We start from the raw sequence: 211 nt of genomic DNA, 5'->3' as shown, positions 1-211 counted from the left end.
CGCCCGCGGCAGCGGGCCCGACGTGAGGACATCGGCAGTGATCTCGGCCCCCACCACCGCCGCAAGCCCTCGTTTGGTCCGACTCTCCACATCATCCCGGCCGCCCGCGAGCTCCGGCTGGGCCCGCACCTCGGCCGCCTGCACGTGTGCCCCTCCGGGCTCGGCGACGAACTTTTCCACACCATCTACCCGAGCGAGGGCGGCACCAGGA

The 211-nt window shown here is 72.5% G+C and carries 1 protein-coding gene; it reads left to right on the top strand.

Annotated elements, in window-relative coordinates; translation table 11 throughout:
- Positions 1-211: hypothetical protein (locus QM806_RS41270; RefSeq protein ID WP_283295093.1), on the top strand; the 211-nt coding region annotated here is incomplete at both ends.

The organism is Rhodococcus sp. IEGM 1351 (assembly GCF_030056875.1).
Taxonomy (GTDB): domain Bacteria; phylum Actinomycetota; class Actinomycetes; order Mycobacteriales; family Mycobacteriaceae; genus Rhodococcus_F; species Rhodococcus_F opacus.
This window is presented reverse-complemented; position numbering and strand designations above follow the sequence as displayed.